Source organism: Endobacterium cereale (genome assembly GCF_009617585.1).
GTDB lineage: Bacteria > Pseudomonadota > Alphaproteobacteria > Rhizobiales > Rhizobiaceae > Neorhizobium > Neorhizobium cereale.
In genome coordinates, this window is record NZ_WIXI01000049.1 from 257556 (window position 1) to 275968 (window position 18413).

Below are 18413 nucleotides of genomic sequence, written 5' to 3' on the forward strand. Positions count from 1 at the left end.
CCCCCACCAGGTTGATCTGGCTGCCGCCGCAATGGGTCGTCTGACGGACAGCTAAAACGTACATCAATGATTCAAGCCCTGTCTACCGCAATGCAGCAAAATATGTGCAATTGTCATTTTTCGAGGAGGCGATCATGCCGCCACCCCGATGGTTTTCGAGAACTTGAAGAGAAAAATGGCACGAGCGATGGCAACGAGGATCGCCGTGGAAAGTGCTGCAATGCCTGTGCCGGCAAAACCAAAGATTTCGATCATGGCAAAGGCCATCGCCACCGACAGGATGACGCCGAGAAGGTTGATCGTGGCGTAATGATTGTCCTTTTTCATGCTGGTCAGGCCGACATTCAAGAGATCCGAGCAGGAACGAATGACGGCGGCGAGCAGCAGCATGATGAAGATTGAGCGGTATTCGGTGACATCCTTCATATCGAGGAAATGAATGAGAATTTCGCTGGCGACAAAGACGCCGGCGCCGAGCACGACCGATAGTGCCGCCACCTTGACGAACTGGTTCTTCATGATCCGCTTCCAGTCGGAAGCCGATCCGGCGTTATAGGCCTTGAACAGAACCGGCAGCGCCAGCTGCACCACGGCGGTCGTCATCAGCGTCTGCAGCGCATTGGTGAGCGACCAGTAGAATGTGTAGACACCGGTCAGCGTCAGCCCAAGCATGAAGGACACGATGTAACGGTCGGCATAAACCAGACCGACAAGGCCGAGATCGCTGAAATAGATGAACCACGATTTTTTCAGACGGCCCCTGATCCACTCGCCTTCGAACGGTGCCTTGGCAATCTCGCCCAGCGGCCATTTGCGGATCAGCCAGTAGAGCACGGCGAAAACGACGACATAGCTGAGGATCCAGCTGGCAAACACCGCTTCGAGGCTGCGCAGTTCCGGCAACCACACGCCCAGCCCGACGATGACCGGCACCCACAACGCCGAGCGGATGAACACAAGAATATTGGCCTGCAACGCCATTTCCATGGCGATCATCGGCACATGCAGGTCCAGCGCATAGGTTTCGAGCCAGACCAGCGCAATGATGAGGATATAGATGGCAGTGAGCGGATAACCGGTGGCAAAAGCCAGCCCGATGGCCAAAAGTGTCGCCAAGGTCAGCGAAATCGTCGTCACCACCAGCCGCGTCTTGATCTTGGCTGCCGCCGTCACGACCGGCACGCCAACCGCATCGCGGGCGACAAAATAATTCAGCCCCCAGCCGATCAGCGCCGGCATGATGCCGACCGCACCGAGCGTCAGGCCGTAGATACCGGCGGCCTCATAGCCGAGATATTTGACGATGTAGAAAGTGAGCAGGAAGCGAAAAACCAGCGTCGAAGCGCGCAGGCCAAGATTCGCAAAACTGTTCAGCTTCTTCAGAATTCGCATCGATGGGTATGTCCTAAAGCGCGACCACGCAGTCGCTGTTTCCTGTCAGCGAATGCTGGCATCGGTGGTGCGTAAAATACGGTTGTCGTGCTCGACTTCGGCAATCATGACGAGCAGTCGTTCGGCGCTCTTCTTCCAGGAAAAATCGCCTGTCCTCACCAGCCCCCTCTCCCGCACGGCAGCGATATCGACCACGCCATCAACAACATCGCGCATGGCGGAGGTCATAGACGCCACATGATGCGGATCGAAATAGATGACGGCATCGCGGCAGACTTCGCGCACCGGTGGAATATCGCTTGCAATCACCGGACAACCAACCGCCATAGCCTCCAAAGGCGGAATGCCAAAACCTTCGTAAATGCTCGGAAACACCAGCGCCGCTGCCTTTCGGTACAGCGCCTGTATCTCCTCGTCGGTCAGACGGCCGGTGCTGACGACGTTGGACGGCAATTCGCCCAACAATGATTTTGCGAACGTGTTCGCTGCCCCGCCGACCATGACAAAAGTAACATCATGCCTGTCGAGCGCGATGAAAGCCCGGATCGCGCCGGCCAGGTTCTTGTTATTGGCGGGCGAACCGACGAACAGGAAGAAGGGACGTCTTTCGAGATCGAATTTCGGCAGAACCGAAAAATCCGGTTCGACTGCGAAAACATGATCGATCGCGTTCGGCACCAACCCGATCGTCTGGACCTCCACGCCGAGCAGTTTCGACAATTCCTGTCGCGAAAAATCCGAAACGGTGGCCAGATTGGCACGTTTCGCCAACATGCGCCCGAGCAGGCGATGAAATGTGCCATAAGCGCGGGAGAAATTTTCGGGATGGCGATAAACCAGCGCATCATGCAGCACTGTCAATTGTCGCCCGTGCAGAACGGGGCCGGAATTGCACAGATTGACCAGCACGCCATCACGGCTGGCCCGCCACAAATCCGTCTGTTCCCAGGCATGACCGGTACGGCTGCCGGTATTTTCGAACCCGAGATTTTTCAGCCAGTCCGGCCGCGCAACACCCTGTGGCGCCAGCACTGTGAAACGCGAAACATTCGTCGACGCGAGTTCCGCGTCGATCTCGCCGAGGATGGAACCGGCGAAACGTTCGACCCCGGTCACCGGGCGGCCGAGAAAGCGCCCGTTGATAAAAATTTTGCGGGAAGAAGCCGACCTCAATTCAACGGGCATTGGCACCCTGCCCGATCGGGGCGCGGACGCCGGTCATGCGGTTCGAAAGCCGATTGAAGAATTTGCGGCCCGGTTCCTCGACGAAATAATAGGTGAAGCAGGCGCAGATGATGATCGACACCAGATAACCCAATGCCATCAGGTCCATCAGCCCGGCTGGGCCAAAGGCGAGGCGCTCATGCACACCATCGGCCTTGATCAGCGTCATGCCGATCTTGCCTTCGATAACCTTGGCACCGGCAAAAATGACCGCAAAAACGATGAAGTGGACGAGATAGATCGAATAGGAGAGTTTTCCGAGAAACAGCAGCGGCCGGACACGCAGCAGCTTTGCAACCGTGCCGCCCTCATAGGAAAACAGCAGGATAGCCGCTGAAAAACCGAGGATGTTGAAGGTCGTGTAATGCGGCTTGAACCAGAACAACAGCAGCATGATTGCCGTCGCCAGCAGTTCAGGAACGGTGCCCCGCACCGCACTGTTCTCCCGAAGCTTCAGATAAAGCTCATAGGTCAGGTTGCCGGCGAAAAAGCCAAAAATGCATTGGACGAGGCCAAGGCCGGACGCGAGGTTGAGATCCGGATGATAGGTATCGAGCCAGACCAGCAGCACGCCCGCAGCGATAAAAACCGCGACCGAACCCCACATGCGGTATCGCCCAAGCCCCAGAAACACCGCCACGAAAACGAGATAGGTGTAAAACTCCGTGCTGATCGACCAACTCGACGCGTTCCATGTCAGTTCCGGGAAGGGAATGACCGCCTGTAGCAGAAAAACGTTCGCGATCAGTGACGGAATATCGTTGGTGCCGGCGAACGCTCCCTCGCTGCTGTGAAGACCCGCACGGGCCGCCATGAACAGCTTTGCCAGTTCCAGCAGGACGAAAATGCCGAGCGTGAAAATGTGCAGCGGATAGAGCCGACCAAAACGGCGGATGACGAAACGCCAGCCGTCACTGCCGCGGACAAGCGACGTCCGATAGGCATGGGTGATAACGAAACCGCTCAGCACGAAAAAGAAGGGTACGGCCAGATTGCCGTTCCGGATCAGCGGGAAATCATAGAAAAAACCGGCTGCCTGAAAATGGAACAGCGCCACCAGAAGGGCGGCAATACCCCTCCAGGAATCGAGGGCGTCGAACCTGATCTGCCCCTGTTTCATGCGCCATACTCCCCGGATCCGGTGTATTTGCAGCGCCAGTCTTGGTTCATCGAGACGAACCCGTCAAGCGGAATGCTGCGTTGCATATAATTCTCGATCAGATATCGTCCAGCCCAATCGGCGACCTATATCGAAACAAAATTCGAACGACACATCTCAGTGTTAACCAATGTTGTTAAGTGCCGGACCGGGCGAAAATGCGGTCTGGCGCCAAGTTTGCGGAGACAGGATCGACATGACGGAAACGCCGTTCCAGAAGGTGAAGGCCGATCTCAAGCGTTATGCCCTGCGGGAAAACAGGACATCCGCCGGCCTCGGCTTCACGCTGCGCATGTTCCTGCTCACCCCCGGTTTCCAGTTCGTCTTTTCCCGCCGCCTGCAGGAAATGGTGGTGAAAATTCCACTGATCGGCCGTCTGTTGCGCCGTATTCTCTGGTGGTGGAGCTGCGTGTTTTTCAGCTCGGAACTGGCCATGGCGGCAAAGATCGGCGGCGGGTTTTATGTGCCGCATCCGTTCGGCATCGTCGTTGGCGCCGCCACGCTCGGCCGCAATGTCTCCATTCTCCAGAACGTCACCATCGGCCGCAAGGCGGCGGAAGATCCGCGTGATCCTGTCATCGAGGATGGCGTGTCTATCTCTGCCGGTGCCGTCGTGGTCGGTGCCATCACGGTCGGCGAAGGTGCCACGATCGGCGCCAACGCCGTCGTCACCAAGGACGTGCCGCCCCATTCGATCGCCATGGGCATTCCGGCAAAAATCATAGGACCCAAACCTGTCACAGACACGCCGCTTGTTGATAGGCCCGTCGCAGGCGATGCCGCCACGACCAGTCCGGCAGCATAAGGAAATCGCGCCGATGCGGATCGCCCTGTTCAGCGCCCTTTATCCGACCCCAAGACACCCGAAAATCGTCGGTGGCGCGGAAGTGTTTGCCCACCAGTTCGCCGAGGCGCTTGTCGCCAGTGGCGACGAGGTGATGGTTCTCTGCAATTCACTTGAGGGCAAACGCGAGAGCGAATTCGTCAACGGCGTGCGCGTCGAATTCATTACGGTGCGCAATCTGTTTCCGCCGTTTCAGGAAAAGCAGAACCCGGCGGCGCGGGTGCTTTGGCACGTCATCGACGACTGGCAGACTGCCCATGCAGATGTCGGCAAACTACTCGACGATTTCCGCCCCGATGTGGCCAATTCCAACACGATCAACGGCCTCACCGCCGATGTGTGGCGGGTGGCAAAATCCAAAAAAATCCCCACCGTGCATACGCTGCACGATTATTACCTCACCTGTCCGCGCTGCTCCCGCTTCCATGGGGATAAATCCTGCGGAATAGCCTGTACCGCGCTCACGGTCGGTCGGCGGCGCCGTGCAAAAAGAGTGGATGCCGTGGTCAGCGTCAGCCAGCGCACGCTCGATCTTCATCTGGAAGACGGACTGTTTGGTGGAGCCGCAAAACATGTGGTGCGCAATGTGCCCAACCCCGCCATCACGTTTTCCCCTCGCCCTTTGCCAACGGCGCCGTTGCGGATCGGTTATCTCGGCCGCTTTTCCGAGGAAAAGGGTGTTGGCCTTCTGGTGGAAGCCGTCGCACGCCAAAAGCCGGGTGCCGTGACGCTGGCTCTGGCCGGCAATGTACCGGAGGATGAAAAGGCGCGGCTGCGGGCCTTGGCTCCGCACGCCGATCTCGATTTTGTCGGCTTCGTCTCACCTTCCGAATTTTACGCAACCGTCGATGTCATCGCCATTCCCTCGATCTGGGAGGAACCCGGCGCGCTGGTACTGGTGGATGCGCTGGCGGCGGGCCGCCCGGTTATCGGCAGTCGTTTCGGTGGCATTCCCGAGGTCATCGAACATGGTGTAACGGGTTGGATCGTGCCGCCGGGAGCCGATGGTTTTGCCAAGGCTATCGAGGCTCTGGTCGAGGATCCGGCACGCGTTCTCACCGCGCATGAAAGCCTGCGGAACCGCCCCGGCCGGGTATTCGAAGATGTAGTTCGCGAATATCGCGATATCTATCGCTCAGTCATGCCGGTCGTTGCCGAAGCCACCTGAGCGGTCTTTTTCGGCTTCGTCCGTTTCGACAGCCATGCGCCCATCGGCTTTTCCAGAAACAGATGCGCGACGATCGATCCGATGATCGACACGACCAGTCCGCCGATAAAAATACCGATCAGCGGCAGGCCAAACTTGGCACCAATCACGCCAAAAATCTTCAGCGCAAACGGATGCGACAGATACAGCGCATAGGACGCATCACCGCCCAGCGCCAAGGCGCGCGTAATCCGGCCATCCGGCGCGGAGGGGCCAAGCACGACGGCAGCGGTGATCAGGATCGCCGGGATGCCGCCGGTGATCAACCGCGTGACATGTTCATAAGCCGAAATCTGGTAGAGCCAGATCGCCAGAACCAGACCGGCCACGATCATCGCCACCATCACACTGAACGGCAATCGATACCCCTTGAGGTAAAGCGCCGCCAGACCGATGCCGAGCAGGAACTCGCCGACAATACCATTGCCCCAGAACTTGATCAGCCAGACCTGATCGGGCACCAGCACCGCCGCCGTGCACAGAACGGCGAACAGAACGAGCATCACCGCAATGCCCATCGCGCGCCGCAGACACAGGGCCAGCGCAAAGATGGCGTAAAACAGCATCTCGTAATTCAGCGTCCAGCCGAGCGACAGCAGCGGAAACAGTTCGCCGTCGGTGCGCGGCCATGGGATGAACGCGTAGGAAGCGATGATGTGGCGGATATCCAGCCCGTTATTGTTGATCAGGCTGCCGGCGGCGAGGATCGACACCAGCATCAGCGTCGAAAAAATCCAGTAGAGCGGCACGATGCGCACCAGCCGTCTGCGCAGGAAATCGACCGGCGCGCCCGGCCGGCCAAAGCGGTCATGCATCATGAAATACATGATGAAACCGCTGATGACGAAAAAGATGTCGACGCCCAGACCCCAGTCGAGAAGACCGATGCCGCCAAACGTGCCGCCACTGCGGGCAGCAACGTTCAGCACCTCCACATGCGCATGCGCGAACACGACGAGGAAGGCCGCGAAGAACCGCAGGATCTGCACGTTGACGACGTAGTTTCCGCTTCCACGGACTTTTGCCTGCGACATGGTTTTTCCCATTCCTCGCGCTATCTGAGGGCGCTGCCGACTAAAATCTTTTCGCGATGCAACGCTAACATGACGATGACATAGATTCGAGCGATTATGCCTTTCATCAGGCGACAGGATGCGATTTTCGATGAATATCCTCGAGAAATCAACGATTTCGCCAGTCAAGAAAGCCCGCTGCCATCTGTCCTGAAACGGATCAAACCGTTGACATTCACGGTCAGACGGCTACGAAACATAACAGTCCTTCGCAATTGCGAGATGGAAATAGACGAACAGGAAGCCTCATGAAATTCTGGGATGTCGTCAAGGCAGATCTGCATATCAATGCGGGCCACCGCAGCATGAAGAAGATGCCTTTCACGTTTCTCTTCAATCCCGGTTTCGCCACGGTCTTTCTGCACCGCGTCGCCACGCATTTCTACAAGGGCCGGCTGAAACGCCTCGGCATCATCGTCTGGCGCTGGAATGTGACGCGCAGCGGCTGCCATATCAATCTCGGCAGCCATATCGCGCCCGGCCTGTTCCTGCCACATCCGGTCGGTATCGTCATCGGCGAAGGTGTCGAGATCGGCGAAGGGGCTGCGATCTACCAGACGGTGACGATCGGCAAGACCGCCTCGCCCAAATATCCGGTGATCGGCGCCGGCGCGACGCTTTATCCGAATGCCATCGTTATCGGCCCGATCACGGTGGGTGAAAAGGCGATCGTCGGTGCCGGTTCTGTTGTCGTCAAGGACGTGCCGGCGCACGGCATCGTTGCCGGCAATCCGGCGAAACTCATCCGCGTCGGCACCGGAGACTGAAACGGGCGAACCAGGCCCGACCGAATGAAGCCTTGGGCTTTTACGCGAACAACCGAACACGGGGGTGTTTTTGACCATGGATCAGGTGAAATCGCGCAGCCAACTCTACCAGTTGAACTGGGTCCGTGCCATCGCAGCGCTGATGGTCGTGGGTTACCATCTGGAAATCACCATGGCGCTGTCGAAATATTTCGACCGGGCCGTATTTCCGATCTTCAAGGCCGGTTCGGCGGGTGTCGAACTGTTCTTCGTGCTGAGCGGTTTTGTCATCTACTATGCCCATCATCGCGACAGACAGGGCGATGTCGAGGCGGTCAAGAAATTCGTCTTCAAGCGCTTTCGCCGGCTTTATCCACCATTGTGGATCGTGCTGATCGCCACCACCGCGATGGCATTGGCCGCCGGCGCCGAGTTCGGCGCCTGGGATGTGATCGCCGCCTACCTCATCCTGCCGGTGGAAAAGGAAGTGCTTCTCGGCGTCGAATGGACGCTGCGTCACGAAATGCTGTTTTATGCGACCTTCCTCCTCTATCTCTGGAACAGAAAAATAGGCCTCCCACTGCTGATCGGCTGGGGCGTGATCGGTTCGCTTGCCGGCGTGTTTTTCGATGAACCATGGCTCTTAAAATTCCTGCTCAGCCCGTATCACCTGCTGTTCATGGCCGGCATGGGCATCGGCCGGCTGTTTGTCCGCGAAGACATGACCTATGGCCTGCCGACCTTTATCGCCGGCACCATCGTTTTTGCCGGAACATGGTGGCAGGTCAGTTACGGCGGCGGAGCGGACCCGGACTATCTCATCCTGCTCTTCGGCCTCGGCGCCACCGGCATCATCTACGGCCTCTGTGCGCTTCCCTCGTGGAACCGTCCGTTCAAGCCATTAGACATGATGGGCGCAGCCTCCTACAGCCTTTACCTCATCCACTATCCACTTCTGTCGCTGCTATTGAAGATCGCGATGGTCGTGCATGCGAAAATTCCGCTGCCGCTGGAGCTTTATTTCATCGGCATCGTTTTCGCCTGCCAGGTGGCCGGTCTGCTGTTTCATTATTATGTGGAAAAGCCGGTGCTCAGCCTGACGGGGCGTTTGATGCAAAGACGACAGCCGCAGCCGGCGGAGTGAGGCCGAACAGGCTTTAAGGGTTTGCGAGGATGCGCCCAGCCGATCTCCCCCGTAAACGGCAGGGCTATCGCATATGGATTTGAGGTGGTGCGGCTTGCTCCCAATGATCTTCCCCTTTGAGGGGGAGATATCACCGAAAGGTGACAGAGGGGGTAACCCACGGTGCGGCAGGTGGGATGAAATCGGCATTTGCGCCAGAAATACCCCTTCTGTCCTGCCGGACATCTTCCCCTCAGGGGTGAAGATTATCAGGAGCAAGCGGTAACAACACTACCCCTGAGGCCGCGGCACCATATCCGCCTGCGCATTGGCCAGTCCCGGCTCCGCACCACCCTGCCCCATAGGCTTCAATTTCGGCTGCTGCGGCACACGCGACTTGTTGCGCACGTGGTACCCGAACATTTCGGAAAAGATGTAGCCGAACATCAGCGTCGCATAGGACGGGCCGTAACACTGGATGGTGATGCTGTAGAAGTTGAACATCGTCATCAGCGACAGTTTCACCGGATCTCGCGCATGCCGCACCATCAGGAATTGCATGACCACGAACAGCACGAAGGGCATGCCCATCATGATCAGCGTCGACATGTAGAAATTGTCGAGCGGCAGGTTGTATTCGGACAGTGCCGTGTAATCCATCGGATAACTGAAACAGCCAAGGCCGCAGCCAAATACCACGCCGGCCGGAAAGATTTCCGCGACCGTCTGGAACGGACCGGGCCAGGTATTGTCGATACGGTCCTGCAGACTGAACAGCGATGACGACACCTTGCCGAGTTCGGCGCCATAAAACATCAGCATCAGAAGTGGCGGCACCAGCAAGCACACGAAGGACCATTTGGCGACAAGCCGCAGGAAGGCGATGTTCAGCGCCCGGTCACGCAGAAAATAGACGGTGAAATAGATCCCCACATAGAGGAAATACACGCCGAGTGCCGTCTTGCTGGTCGAGACCTGGATCGCCCAGAGAATGATCGGCAGGCAGATGACATTGGTGAGAAAGCTGTAATGCGGTGACAGCAGGATGAAGATGAAGATGACCATATAGGCGGCCATGGTGCTGTCGCCGGCAAGCCCGCCGTAACGGATGCCTCCCTCCTGCCACCACAGCTTGGTCGCCTCGCGCTCCATGCCAAAACTGCTGATCGTCTGGCCGACCCACGGATACTCTACATAAGGATTGGCCAGAAGACCGAGGACGGAGGCGCCGCAGATGACGATCAGCACCGCCCGCACCCATTGCCGCTCCGTCACCGAACGCCCGTAGAAACAGAAGCCGACGAACATCGGGATGAACATCTTGATCGACGAAAACAGCGAAAATGCCGAATTGTTCATGAAGAAGATGCTGGTAATCGTCGACAGGATGAAGATGTAGCAGAGATACATCCCGATCGCGTTCTTCTTGACGAAAAACTGCTGGTAGAAAAACAGGCCCATCGCCACGAACGACATCAGGTCCGGCACGAACCATAAAAACGAGACGTGCAGCAGCTGGAACAGATAACGAATACTGCCGGTCAGGCCATCGCGAATGGCGAACAGGATGAAGGTGATCAGCAGGAAATTGTAGATCACCTCATCCCAGTCGATCCTGGGCGTATCGCTTTGATACCGTCTTGTCGTCATACGGGCTGTGGCTCCGGAAGCCGGCTGGGGAGGATCGAGACATAGACGTCATCGATCTGCCTGACCATCCGGTCTGATGTGTAACATGCCAGAAAGCGCTTGCGTCCGATCTCGCCGAATTCCTCAAGGGTTTCGCGCGTCAGGCTTGCGAGGCAATCGCGCAGCGCATCGGGATCTTCGGACGGCACCAGCATGCCGTATTTGCCGTTTCCAAGAATTTCGACCAGCCCGCCGACGGCGGCAGCCACCACCGGTTTCTGCATCCGCATCGCCTCGATCGCCACCAGACCGAACCCTTCCCAACGGGAGGGGACCACCAGCACATCGCAGGCCTTCATCTGCGCATAGACGCCGTCGCGATCCATCCAGCCAAGCTGGGCGATATGATCGGGAAGCGTTTCCGGCATGTTTTCCTCACTGACGGCAAAACCGCCGACCAGACGAACGCTGAAGCGATTACCCAGTCCCTCGACGGCTTTCAGCAGAATATCCACGCCCTTCTGGTAATCGAACCGTCCGGCATAAAGAAGGCGGATGCGATCATCCTTCCATTCGGCCGATGGCACCGGCGGCACATTGCGGTCGATACCGCTTTCCACCAGCGTCACCTTGTCGGGCGACAGACCCAGCTCCATGGCGCGCCTGTATTCGTGCTTGGAGATGACAATGATGCTGTCGGCGGCATTGCCGAGCTTGCGCTCCATCATCTCGGCGAACCCGCGCACGTAACGTGCGCCCTGCATATCCACCGACCAGCCATGCGGGCAGAAGACGATACGGTAGTTGCGGCGCAGGCCAAGCACGCGCACGATGATGCCGGCCACTGACGAATGGGCATGCACCACATCCGGCTGGAATGTGCTCACCGCCTGCAGGTAACGCTGCACCAGCAGGAAGGAGCCCAAGAGACGGGTCGGGCGCTTGAAGGTGAGGATCTGCGCGCCGCATTCGCGGATGGCCGGATCGATGAAATCGAAATGGGTCTCGGGCACCAGAAGCTGCACGTTCTCGCGCCCATAGGCTGCGACCTGATGCGGGATCAGTTCTGCCAGATAGGAGCCGGTACCACCGATAATGCTTTCGCAGACGTGAAGTATCTTCATGGTCTAGTTGCGCCAAACAAAACGAACGGGTTCCACGGCATGTTTTACCAGTGCCGATCGCCTGAATGGTCGCGCTTGCCGGTGCATCGCGACGCTGTTGGCTGCGTTGACGTGTTCCGACAAACGAAATCCCCCCAAGGTTGATAATAGTCTTACGATCGCATGATCTTTTTAAGGCCGGGCGAGCGGATAAGTGGCAGCGAGAACCGACGGCCGAACATGACCAGGCTTCTCAGGTGCGCACGGCCGGCAAAACTGAACGGGCTGGAAGCGCTCGACCGCTGATGGTCATGCACCAGCTGAGCGCCCGGATAGCAGATCACCTTCTTGCCGGCGCGCCATACGCGGGCGCACAGATCGACGTCTTCCATGTAAAGGAAATAGGCTTCGTCCATGCCGTCCAACTGCGCGTAGAGGTCGCTGCGGATGACGAAACCCGTGCCCATCACCCATTCGGCCTCGAACGGCTTTCCATCGCGCCAGGCCTCACGCATCAGATGATGATCGATACGGCCGGTAAACATTTTGCCAAGCATGTTGACGCGACGCGCACCGATATCGAGGATCGAATAGAAGCGCCGTGCCGAATACTGGCGGCTGCGATCCGGATTGACGAGGTCGAGACCGACCAGACCGATGCTCGGATCACGGTTCATGAGGTCCATCACCCGCGCAACGCTGTCGAACTCGAAATAGGTATCCGGGTTCAGCACCAGCAGGTAATCCGCATTGGTGTGTTTGTAGCCTTCGTTGATACCAGCTCCGAAGCCGGCATTACGGTCGGAGGCGATCAGTCTGACGCCGATCGGCAGTTTGGCCCGCAATACGGGCACGCTGTCGTCACCGGAAAGATTGTCGACGACGATGATCTCCTCCGGCTTGGCGACGGCTTGTGCGATCATCGATTCCACGCAACGGATAGTAAGACCAGCAGTGCGGAAATTGACGACAATGACGTTGAGAGGCGATTTGTTTGTCATCTGTGACCCATGTGTTCGTGATGGGATGAAGTGCGCTGCGGCAACGTTTGCAGGGTTGGCAGCTGAAGCATTCGGCGAAGATTTTTTGGTTTGAAAATCATGGTCATGCCTTCCCCGCTGCACCCGGTACAAAGCCGGTGGCAGTATTGAAGGCAGCGTCGGGATCGGCAGGGGTGTCGATCTCCAGCGCGCTGAAGAAAATATTCGCCTGCGCCACCGAACGGCGATGCATGGCGGCGATATGGGCACGTCCGGCCTCGGCAATCGCCTGACGGTTGGCGGCGAGATCAGTAATCGCGCTGTCGAGCAGTTCCGTATCCCTGTCGAGATCGAAGGACATGAGGCGGTCGGCAGTGCGCAGACGCTCAGGGATGCAGCCGGTCGAGGACGCAAGAATATCGCACCCGTAACCATAGGCTTCCAGAATGACCAGCGGATCCGCCTCGTCGATCAGGCGCGACGGCAGGGCGAACATGTCGAGACGCTGGTAAAACGCGTCCTTTGCGTCGTCATAAACGGGGCCGAGATACTCGGCGCGATACGGATACTTTTGGCAGAATGCCAGGATTTCAGCTTTCAGGCTTTCATCGCGCACCGGGCCGGCCAGCACGAAGCGGAAATCGTCACGCTTGGCGAAGATGCGCTCGGCCAGCGCAATCAGATAATCCACGCCCTTTTCGCGGGTGAGAACGCTGAGGTGCCCCATCGTGATCGGGCCACTGCGAACCGCACCCGCCGGTTTTTCCTTAAAGAACAGATAGGCGTTCGGCAGTACAAAGCTGCGCGCTTTCAGTTCCGGGGTAAAATAGAGATCGGCATAACGGTCGCGCATCTTTTCCGACAGAAAGACGTGGCGCTGATAGGGACCGCTGACGGCCACCAGCGCACGCGCCGAACGGGTCGGGCCGAGATTGATCGGCCGGAACGAATGGTGGTGGATGAAATGATCCAGCCGCTTGAGACGCAGCGCCGCAAGGCATCCCATGAACAGCCAAAGACCGTTCTGGCCGGGCGGCGAGGTATAGACGTGGTCCTTGCGCGGGATGGAAAACAGGATGATCAGCGGCAGCACGAGGGCAGCCGCAATCTTTTCCGCGCCCGTTCCGCCAGTCGGCAAAACGGTCACCGGCGCATGTTTTTCGAACTCGGCGACAATGTGGCGATTGTAATTCGTCTGGCCGTTCAGCGGCTGCGGCATCGGGCCGATCACCCAGATACGGCTGCGCCCGCCCCTGGCGGACTTTGCTGCACCGGCTGCTGAAAACAGCGATCGAACGAAGGAAAGAACCGACATTATTTCTGCACCTCGCTCAATTCGATCGTGACCGCATCCTGCGTGGAAAAATCGAGGACGACTGGCGCCGGGCCGATGCGGCCGGGTTCGGCCTTGGCGAGACCTTGCGCCTCGCACATGGCCTCTGCCTTCACCGGCTGCGTGGAAGACGCGTAACCCGCCTTGACCCAGTCGCCCTTCGTCCACATGACGATTTTCTGGCCTTCGCCGGTGCTAAGCCGTGCGACAAACACATCCGGTTTCGGTTCGCGGATTTCGACGCTGTCCGCCGACTTCACCAGTTCGGCAGCGGCCCCCATGAAGCAGACAGCCGGTTTTGGCTCGTCCTCATAGGAAAAGAGGCCGTAATTGCTTTCACGCTCCACCGGGTCCGGCGAAATGTTCTTCAATTCGTGCATCCACACACCCTTGATGTAAGGGATTGCCGAGGAATGCAGGATGAACTGGGCGAAATTATAAGCGGATGTATTAAGCGGCATGCCACAATTGCCACGCGAGGTCGGCCAGCCGAACTCGGTGATATAAAGAGGCGTCTCCGTTCCACCGCGCACCTGTTTCAAATCCGCCTGCAGTTTCTCGACCCGCTCGATCATCTCTTCCGCCGTGCGATCATGCGGATTGGCAGAGCACTGATTGTAGAGATGAACGGACAGGCCGTCGGCGCCGTCCATCACACCATCGCGCACGATTGCCTTGGCCCAGCCCCAATCCTCATCGTCGCCAACGGCGCCAACAACGATCTTCGCTTTCGGGTTCACCCGCCGGATCTTTTCAACGGCCACCTTGGCGACGCGGACATAATGGCTGGCGGAGCGCGGATCGTTCTTCGATCCCTCGCCCATGATGCGCGGCTGCGGTTTGCCGGTGCCTATATACATGTTCCATTCGTTCCAGATCTCGTAGATCGGATCGTATGTCTGGGTCAGTTCGACGGCCTTGCCGACATAATCCTCGAACAGTTCGAGCGCTGAATCACTGATCGGCGGCACACCGCCTTTGACGCCGGAATTGGCAAGGCCAAGGTTGATCATCGGCGTGATGCCGGCCTGCGGCAGAAAATTCATCAGCCGGCCGGATTTCGCGAGGACCGGGCCGGAGGGCGGAAAATTGAACGACTGCCACGGCATGTAATCGCGATAGGAGGTCGCGCCGATCTGAGTGAGCTGATCGCGGACTTTGTGGGCATCCTTGTAGCCGAGAACGCGCACCGTACCGAAATGCGTGTTGGCGCCGATGATCGGAGCGACAAAGTCCTTGTTCGCAGGCTTTTCGAACGTCACCGACTGTGCCGACGCAGATGACGCGCAGGCGAACACGCCGAAGCAAGCACTGAGAAGCGCGGTGCGAAAAGCGGCTTTCCCAAAAGCCTTCTGGCCTGTCGTCTTCATGTCGTTCTTCCTGCTTTTGCGCATTCTGTCAGGCCTTGAAACCAAGCCCTCATGCGACGCATGGAATTCCACGAGTGGCCTCAAACGGCCACCCGCCCGTCAAAGTTCTGGATCTGATCGATGAATTCCAAATACCGTCCGCCAAGATAATCCTGGTCGAACTCCCCTGCCTTGGATGCGGCATTGGCCTTGTATCGCTCCAGCTTTTCGCGATCGGCCAGCAGTTCTTCCAGCGCGGCGCGCCAAGCATTTTTATCGCCCGGCGGCACCAGAATGCCGTTCTCGTCATGCTGTACCAATTCCGGAATGCCGCCGACGCGGCTGCCGATCACCGGCACGCTCATGCCCAGTGCCTGAATGACGACACCCGGCGAGTTTTCCATCCAGATAGATGGGATGCAGAGCACGTCGCTGCCGCCGATATTGTCGATAGCTGTCTGCAAGGGCACGTGGCCGGTGAATTCGAGCCACTTGTGATGGCCGAACCGGGCTTGCAGCGCATCTGCATCCTGACCGGAGCCGACCACCTTGAAAGTGAACGGCCATTTTTCGGCCAGTTCCTCGGCAGCTTCCAGCAGGACGTCGACACCCTTGGCGGATTCCAGACGGCCGGCATAAACAAAACGCACGATATCGCTCGGCTCGCGCGCGACGGTCGGCGGCGGATATTTGTTGGCGTTCAAAATATGCGCCATCGGGTAATCGGCCAGCGGTTGAAACATCGCATTGCGCTCCAGGTTCGCCCGTGAGGGGGAACAGAAGCCGATGCGGCGCATGGCGCGAATGCCGCGACGCTTGTAACCGGCCGACATCTTGCACGGCCCGCACTGAGTCTCGCAGGTCTTGCCGTCCACGAACATCGTCAGCTTGACACAGGACAGCGCCATGTCGGGCATGACATACATGACAGGGATATCGCGTTTGCCCAGTTCCGGCAGGACGTTATGGCCGATGCCGGTGATGTAATGCACGTTGCAGAAATCCGGCTTGAACTCGTCCAGAACCTTGGCAACCATCTTTGGATTGCGCGGATCGAGATGATCCTGCAGGTGCCAGAACGGTTTCTTGAATTTCGAGACGCCACGGCCCTGCTTAAAGATCGGGTAAGGCCTCGGCATGTAGAGCGCCCAGATCTTCATGCCGTCGACCATCTCGCCGTATTTCACCTCGTCCGGCGACTTGGCAGCCGTCAGTACGCCGATCTCGTGGCCCTGTTTCTGCAGCCAGGTTGTGAGGTTGAACGCCGAAATTTCCGCGCCGCCAAGGATGTTGGGCGGGAACATCGCCGAGATCACCAGAATACGCATTCACACCTCAAATGTTTGCCGGATTGCTTTTTGCCGGTCGGACCGCCCTCCTCCCAAAGGGCGAAATTCTCCAGGTTTCAGGTCTCAAAAACCCAGGTCGTATTTGGTCTTGGCGAGCTTCATCAGGTACTGGCCATAGGCGCTCTTGCCGAGCTTGACGGCGAGCTTTTCAAGCTGCGCGTCATCGATATGGCCCATGCGGAAGGCGACTTCTTCCGGGCAGGCGATCTTGAAGCCCTGACGTTTTTCCAGTGTAGCGACGAAATCGGCAGCATCGAGCAGGCTGTCCGGCGTGCCAGTATCGAGCCAGGCATAACCACGGCCCATCAGTTCCACCGAAAGCTGGCCGCGCTCGAGATAGATGCGGTTGACGTCGGTGATTTCAAGTTCGCCACGCGGCGAAGGCGCCAGGTTGGCGGCAATGTCGATGACCTGTTCGTCGTAGAAATAAAGACCGGTGACCGCCCAGTTGCTCTTGGGCTGGGCTGGCTTTTCCTCGATCGACAGCGCCTTCATTTTGCCGTCGAACTCGACCACGCCATAACGCTCGGGATCGGTCACGTGGTAGGCGAAGACGCGCGCACCCTTGTCCGTACCGTCTTTCGGGCGCATCAGCTGCGGCAGGCCGTGACCGTAATAGATGTTGTCGCCGAGGATCAGCGCCGACGGATTGGAGCCGACAAAATCCGCACCGATGATGAAGGCCTGCGCCAGACCGTCCGGGGTCGGCTGCACCGCATATTCGATCGAAATGCCCCATTGGCTGCCGTCGCCGAGCAGGCGCTTGAACGCCTCGTTGTCATGCGGCGTGGTGATGATCAGGATTTCCTTGATACCGGCCAGCATCAGCGTAGTCAGCGGATAATAGATCATCGGCTTGTCATAGACCGGCATCAGCTGCTTGGAGACGGCCATGGTGATCGGATAAAGCCGCGTGCCGGAGCCGCCGGCGAGAATGATACCCTTCATGCTTTTTCCCTTACTGTCAGGCCCGCTTGCTTCGGGCACAAATGCGTCAGGCGCGAACCAAGTTCGCACCGATCGTTAGAGAAGGCGGTCGAGCACAACCTTGGTGGACTGCTTCCAGTCCGGCAGCACGATGCCGTAGGTTTTGGCGAGTTTTTCCGTCGACAGCCGCGAATTGGCAGGCCGCTTGGCCGGCGTCGGATACTCGTCCGTGGTGATGCGGCCGACAGAGACGGCCTTGCCGCTTTTCGCCTGCAGACCCGCAAAGATTTCCTCGGCGAAATCCGCCCAGGTGGCTTCGCCGCTGCCGGTCAGATGGAAGACACCCCGCAGGCTCGGATCGCTATCCGTCGCCAGACGTTTGGCGACCACGATCACCGCATCGGCGATATCGAGTGCGCTGGTTGGCGTGCCGTGCTGGTCGGCCACGACATTCAAGGCATCGCGGGTTTCCGCCAGCCGCAACATCGTCTTCACGAAATTGGCCCCGAAGGGGGAATAGACCCAGGCGGTACGCAGGATGGCATGATTGGGCGTCGTCGCCGCAATCGCTTCCTCGCCCGCAAGCTTGCTCTGGCCGTAGACGGAGGCAGGACCGGTGGCATCGGTTTCCAGATAGACGCCGTTTTTGTCGCCGGGAAAGACGTAATCGGTCGACAGATGCACGACAGGAATGGAAAGCTCGTTGGCAATTTCGGCCAGCGCCTGCGGACCCTTGGCGTTGACGGCAAAGGCCAGTTCCGGTTCGCTTTCGGCCTTGTCGACCGCCGTATAGGCGGCCGCCGAGACGATGGCATCCGGCTTCAGTTCGGCAAGCACCCGGCGGATCGATGCCGGATCGGCCAGATCCAGTTCCGGCCGGCCGACGGCGACGATTTCGACACCGGCCTGCTGCCCACGCTCGATCAGCGCGGTCACCACCTGCCCCTGTTTTCCTGTCACGGCAATCCGCATGCG

The 18413-nt window shown here is 58.4% G+C and carries 16 protein-coding genes; 4 read left to right on the plus strand and 12 right to left on the minus strand.

What is annotated here, in order from left to right; genetic code table 11:
* Positions 1-132 precede the first annotated feature (132 nt).
* The 3 genes from GAO09_RS23135 to GAO09_RS23145 are packed head-to-tail and all read right to left on the minus strand — an operon-like array spanning position 133 to position 3736.
* The gene (locus GAO09_RS23135; protein ID WP_153358174.1) at positions 133-1392 is read right to left on the minus strand and encodes an MATE family efflux transporter; all 1260 of its coding nucleotides are present in this window, start codon (positions 1390-1392) and stop codon (positions 133-135) included.
* A gap of 45 nt (positions 1393-1437) precedes the next feature.
* Positions 1438-2577 (minus strand): glycosyltransferase family 4 protein, encoded by a 1140-nt coding sequence (locus GAO09_RS23140; RefSeq protein ID WP_153358176.1) that lies wholly within the window; start codon positions 2575-2577, stop codon positions 1438-1440.
* Entirely contained in the window at positions 2567-3736 is a 1170-nt protein-coding gene (locus tag GAO09_RS23145) for an acyltransferase family protein (RefSeq protein WP_153358178.1), read from the minus strand. Before GAO09_RS23145 ends, GAO09_RS23140 begins: the two co-directional genes overlap by 11 nt.
* 235 nt (positions 3737-3971) lie before the next feature.
* On the opposite strand from GAO09_RS23145, the gene epsC reads away from it, so the two are divergent.
* Complete coding sequence (gene epsC / locus GAO09_RS23150; RefSeq protein WP_209018803.1) at positions 3972-4580, plus strand: serine O-acetyltransferase EpsC; 609 nt, start codon at positions 3972-3974, stop codon at positions 4578-4580.
* Positions 4581-4593: 13 nt separating this feature from the next.
* Positions 4594-5787: a glycosyltransferase family 4 protein gene (locus tag GAO09_RS23155; RefSeq protein WP_209018804.1), complete on the plus strand. Its 1194-nt coding sequence runs from the start codon at positions 4594-4596 to the stop codon at positions 5785-5787.
* Here the strand turns inward: GAO09_RS23155 and GAO09_RS23160 are convergent.
* A complete protein-coding gene (locus GAO09_RS23160; protein ID WP_209018805.1) occupies positions 5748-6860 on the minus strand; it encodes an acyltransferase family protein in 1113 nt (370 codons plus the stop codon). The two genes, GAO09_RS23155 and GAO09_RS23160, sit on opposite strands and share 40 nt — an antisense overlap.
* Before the next feature lie 287 nt (positions 6861-7147).
* Here GAO09_RS23160 and GAO09_RS23165 point away from each other — a divergent pair, with 287 nt between their 5' ends.
* Both GAO09_RS23165 and GAO09_RS23170 read left to right on the plus strand, forming a co-directional pair.
* Entirely contained in the window at positions 7148-7666 is a 519-nt protein-coding gene (locus GAO09_RS23165; protein WP_153358187.1) for a serine O-acetyltransferase, read from the plus strand.
* A 76-nt stretch (positions 7667-7742) separates the two neighbouring features.
* Complete coding sequence (locus GAO09_RS23170; protein ID WP_153358189.1) at positions 7743-8789, plus strand: acyltransferase family protein; 1047 nt, start codon at positions 7743-7745, stop codon at positions 8787-8789.
* Positions 8790-9059: 270 nt separating this feature from the next.
* Here GAO09_RS23170 and GAO09_RS23175 read toward each other — a convergent pair whose 3' ends face one another.
* From GAO09_RS23175 to rfbD, 8 genes are all read right to left on the minus strand, one after another.
* Positions 9060-10418 (minus strand): hypothetical protein, encoded by a 1359-nt coding sequence (locus GAO09_RS23175; protein ID WP_153358191.1) that lies wholly within the window; start codon positions 10416-10418, stop codon positions 9060-9062.
* A complete protein-coding gene (locus GAO09_RS23180) occupies positions 10415-11521 on the minus strand; it encodes a glycosyltransferase family 4 protein (RefSeq protein ID WP_153358192.1) in 1107 nt (368 codons plus the stop codon). Before GAO09_RS23180 ends, GAO09_RS23175 begins: the two co-directional genes overlap by 4 nt.
* A 152-nt stretch (positions 11522-11673) precedes the next feature.
* On the minus strand, positions 11674-12501 hold the full coding sequence (locus GAO09_RS23185) for a glycosyltransferase family 2 protein (protein ID WP_153358194.1): 828 nt from the start codon (positions 12499-12501) through the stop codon (positions 11674-11676).
* A gap of 103 nt (positions 12502-12604) precedes the next feature.
* Positions 12605-13795: a glycosyltransferase family 4 protein gene (locus GAO09_RS23190; RefSeq protein ID WP_153358196.1), complete on the minus strand. Its 1191-nt coding sequence runs from the start codon at positions 13793-13795 to the stop codon at positions 12605-12607.
* Complete coding sequence (locus GAO09_RS23195) at positions 13795-15183, minus strand: glycoside hydrolase family 5 protein (RefSeq protein WP_153358198.1); 1389 nt, start codon at positions 15181-15183, stop codon at positions 13795-13797. Before GAO09_RS23195 ends, GAO09_RS23190 begins: the two co-directional genes overlap by 1 nt.
* Before the next feature lie 80 nt (positions 15184-15263).
* Entirely contained in the window at positions 15264-16490 is a 1227-nt protein-coding gene (locus tag GAO09_RS23200) for a glycosyltransferase (RefSeq protein ID WP_153358200.1), read from the minus strand.
* Positions 16491-16574: 84 nt separating this feature from the next.
* Positions 16575-17459, minus strand: a complete 885-nt coding sequence (gene rfbA / locus GAO09_RS23205; RefSeq protein ID WP_153358202.1) for a glucose-1-phosphate thymidylyltransferase RfbA — start codon at positions 17457-17459, stop codon at positions 16575-16577.
* 75 nt (positions 17460-17534) lie between these two features.
* Positions 17535-18410: a dTDP-4-dehydrorhamnose reductase gene (gene rfbD / locus GAO09_RS23210; RefSeq protein ID WP_153358204.1), complete on the minus strand. Its 876-nt coding sequence runs from the start codon at positions 18408-18410 to the stop codon at positions 17535-17537.
* Between the last annotated feature and the right edge of the window lie 3 nt (positions 18411-18413).